This is a genomic window from Zongyangia sp., from assembly GCF_965361945.1.
In genome coordinates, this window is sequence record NZ_CBDTOK010000115.1 from 1 (window position 1) to 3,486 (window position 3,486).

Annotated in this window: 4 protein-coding genes; 1 reads left to right on the plus strand and 3 read right to left on the minus strand. The window is 54.3% G+C overall.

The genetic code is table 11. The features are described 5' to 3' along the window. Window positions 1–384: 384 nt before the first annotated feature. The gene (locus ACZ25G_RS07595; protein ID WP_342682737.1) at window positions 385–771 is read right to left on the minus strand and encodes a hypothetical protein; all 387 of its coding nucleotides are present in this window, start codon (window positions 769–771) and stop codon (window positions 385–387) included. Between the two features lie 174 nt (window positions 772–945). Here ACZ25G_RS07595 and sleB point away from each other — a divergent pair, with 174 nt between their 5' ends. Continuing rightward, entirely contained in the window at window positions 946–1,668 is a 723-nt protein-coding gene (sleB, locus tag ACZ25G_RS07600) for a spore cortex-lytic enzyme (RefSeq protein WP_463682053.1), read from the plus strand. 45 nt (window positions 1,669–1,713) lie between these two features. Here the strand turns inward: sleB and ACZ25G_RS07605 are convergent, their stop codons facing one another. Together ACZ25G_RS07605 and ACZ25G_RS07610 are read right to left on the minus strand one after the other, a co-directional pair. Beyond that, on the minus strand, window positions 1,714–2,583 hold the full coding sequence (locus ACZ25G_RS07605; RefSeq protein WP_191510589.1) for a DegV family protein: 870 nt from the start codon (window positions 2,581–2,583) through the stop codon (window positions 1,714–1,716). A 7-nt stretch (window positions 2,584–2,590) separates the two neighbouring features. Next, entirely contained in the window at window positions 2,591–3,310 is a 720-nt protein-coding gene (locus ACZ25G_RS07610; RefSeq protein ID WP_463682054.1) for an HAD family hydrolase, read from the minus strand. Window positions 3,311–3,486 lie beyond the last annotated feature (176 nt).

Here is a 3,486-nt window from a genome sequence, read left to right on the forward strand (position 1 = left end):
ACTCTACTCAAATTCGTTTCCAAGGGTCTTTGTTCTTGGTTCAAATGTTGTTCAATTTTCAAGGTCCGCCGCTGAGGTTTCCCTCAGTCAGGACTTATATTGTACCACATTTCCTATGCGGTGTCAATATATTTCCCAAATCTTTTTCGCTATCTCAGCTCTTTTCCGGCCTCCCGGCCCTCTCTCCGAGACAGCTTGTTTATTTTAGCACATACCTCCCCCACTGTCAAGCAATTTTCTCATTTCTTTTCCTTTTTATCCTCATCTTTTTCTATACATTTCGTTTACTTTTCCTTTAATTATACTATACTTCCCAATTTTGGCCCTTTCTGCCCTCAAACACAGAAAAAAGGACGGCAGAAAGCCGTCCTTTTTCCGCCCCAGCTACTCCTGCTGCGGCTCTTCTAACACATCTTCCATCTCGTGAAAGCCTTCAAACAACTGCTCTGTTTCCTCCGCGATCTTTTCTACCAGGGCGGGCGTGGGCAGATGTCCCCTGCTCTCGATGATATAGATCACCAGCTGTTCCGCCGCCCGCTTGTAATAACCCTTATCCAGGCCATAGGCCTGATGGCGGCGGCGCATATACCCAGCGGCAAGCCGTATGTAGTCGGAAACCTCTTTTTCGTCGAAGGGCTCCTCTTCCCCATCCACCGGATAGGTGTACCCCACCTTCGCCTGCTCCTTCCGGCGCCGCTCAAAATATTCCCCCAGGATGTAGCTGACCCCAATGGCAAGGATACAAATGGTCACGCCGATGATAAGCTCCATATCCAGCCCCCCTGTTTTTCACTGTGCCCTATTCTATGCATCCAGCGGGGCCGTTGTTCCGTTTTTTTAAAAAAAGAGAAATTGCCGTCCCCTTTGGGCTGGATATTCCCATCCTTTCCGGGAAAACTTTTACTAATTTACAGCCGCGAGGCGGCAGATAGGAGTTTTGAAATCATGGATGATACCCTTGCCAAAGTTCTCAAAATCATGGTGGTGGTCATGATCAATATCTGTGTCATCGCCTTTGCCTATTTTCTCCTGCGTTTTACCCCCAACACAGCCACCGCAGCTACCGCATCCAGCGATAGCCTGGCCATTCCCACCCTCTCCAAACGGGGATCCCGGGGAGAAGAGGTGACCAAGATTCAGCAGAAGCTCAAGGAGCTGGGCCTCTACACCATCGCTGTGGACGGTATCTACGGCGCCAAGACCGAGGAGGCGGTCCGGGCCTTTCAGAAGCAGAAAGGACTTGCTGTAGACGGCATCGCCGGGCCCAACACCCTCAAAGCCCTGGGCATCACCGCCGGCAACAACTCCTCCACCTCCCAAAGCGACTATCAGCTGCTGGCCCGGATCATCTCTGCCGAAGCCCGAGGGGAGGAGTATATTGGCCAGGTGGCAGTGGGAGCCGTAGTCCTCAACCGGGTGGCCCATCCCTCCTTCCCCGACACCATTGCCGGGGTGGTCTATCAGCCGGGCGCCTTTACCGCCATCACCGACGGCCAGATCAACGAGCCCATCGCCGAATCCTGTTACCAGGCGGCCCAGGACGCCTTAAACGGCTGGGATCCCTCCGGCGGCGCCCTCTACTATTATAATCCGGACAAGACCTCTAACCAGTGGATTCGGACAAGGCCGGTCATCAAGCGGATCGGCAACCATCTTTTCTGTTCCTAATAGAAGATAGAAGGCCCGCCGAAATCTCCGGCGGGCCTTACCTATTTATAAATAGCGGTCTATTTTCTTTGAACAGGCTACTGCCAAGGCTCCAGGGCCGATATGGCAGGCCACGCTGAGGGACAAAGGATCGCACTGGGTAACTTCCTTCCCCAGCTTCTGGGCCAGTTCCTGACAGAAGTCCTGAGCGCCGGCCTCATTGTCGGTGTGGGCCACAAACAGACGGATCTGATCCATGCCGCCAAACCGCTTTTCGATGTCGTCCTGGATGGCGTTGACCATGATCTCCCGGCCCTGCTTTTCGCTCCGGGCCTTTTTAAAGGCATCCAGCTTCTCCCCCTGAATCTGCAGTACCGGCCGAATCCGCAGCACTGTGGCAATGGCCGCCGCGGCTGGGGTGATCCGTCCGCCCTTCTTCAGGTATTTTAAGGTATCCATCATAATATAGATGCTGGATTCAAACTTTTCCTTTTCCAGAATCTCCCGGACCTCCGCGGCGGATTTCCCCGCTTTGATCAGCTCCAAGGCATCCAGCACCGACTGGCGCTGGGTGACCGAGATGCGCTGGTTATTGACCACCTGCACCCTGCCGTCATAGCTTTCCGCCAAAGCGATGGCGGTAGCGCAGGAGCCGGAAAGGCCGCTGGACATGGGGATGTGGACAATCTCGTCGTAATCCTCCAGGATCTTGTCCCATAGGTCCAGAATATCCCCCACCACCGGCTGGGAGGTGGAGATATCCACGTCGTTTTTCAGTTTCTCATAAAACTGGGGCTGGGTTAAGCTAATCTCTTCATAAAAGGTCTTTTCCTCAATGATAAAGGGCATCGGGATGACAAAGATGCCAAGCTCCTCCGCCGTCCGGATGGGGATGCCGCTGTTGCTGTCGGTGACAACCGCAATCCGTTTGCTCATAAAAATCCTACCCTTCCGCGCTGTTCTCTCTTTGAATATAGTCGAGCAGCTCATCAAAGCCGCCCTGGGGGAAGGCCGAAAGGTCGGCCTCCTCTCTGTTGATGAGGCAATCGGTGAGGAGAAAAACCTTCATCCCCACACTCTGGGCAATCATATCCTCTTTGGCGTCGTTGCCCACCATCAGGCATTCTTCCGCCGGACATTCCAGCCTTCTGAGAAGCTCCCGGTAATATTCCGGGTTGGGCTTGCACCAGCCGATGTTCTCATAGGTGGTGTAGAGGACAAAGTCCTCCGGCGTCAGCCCTGCCCATCGGATCCGGCTTTCGGTGGCCACGGCGGGGAAGATGGGGTTTGTGGCCAAGGCCAGGCGAAGTCCCGCCTGTCTGAGCTGTTCCACCGTCTCCTTGGCCTTGGGATTGTACCCGCAGACGCCGGCTACCTCCTGGAATTCCTGCCTGTAATATTCATCTAACACCGGCCGGTCCTCCAGGGACTTTTCTCCAAAAATCTCGCTGAAGCGTTTCCAGAACGCCTCCTCGTTGGTTCTTGTTCCGTCGTTTTTGACCATGGCGGCTGTGCCGGCCCAGATCCCGTCCACCAGCGCCTTGGGCTCATAGCCATGGGGAATGAGCTTTTGCGCCAAACGCTGGAAGTACGCCTTGGTGAAAAGGTCCTGATCCATGGGGAGCAGCGTGCCGTCCAGATCAAATAGAATGGTTTTGAGCATCCAGTTCCTTCCTCTCTGGCCTCCATCCCTGCGGCGGGCCATCATCGCGTCTCCCTAAGTATATCCTGTCCCATATCCGAAGTCAATAGAAGGAGCGGCGGGTTTTTCCATCATTTTCTTTCGTTGGCTGACAGCCACTTCCAGCACTCCGGGAAAACCGACAGAGCGCAAAAAAA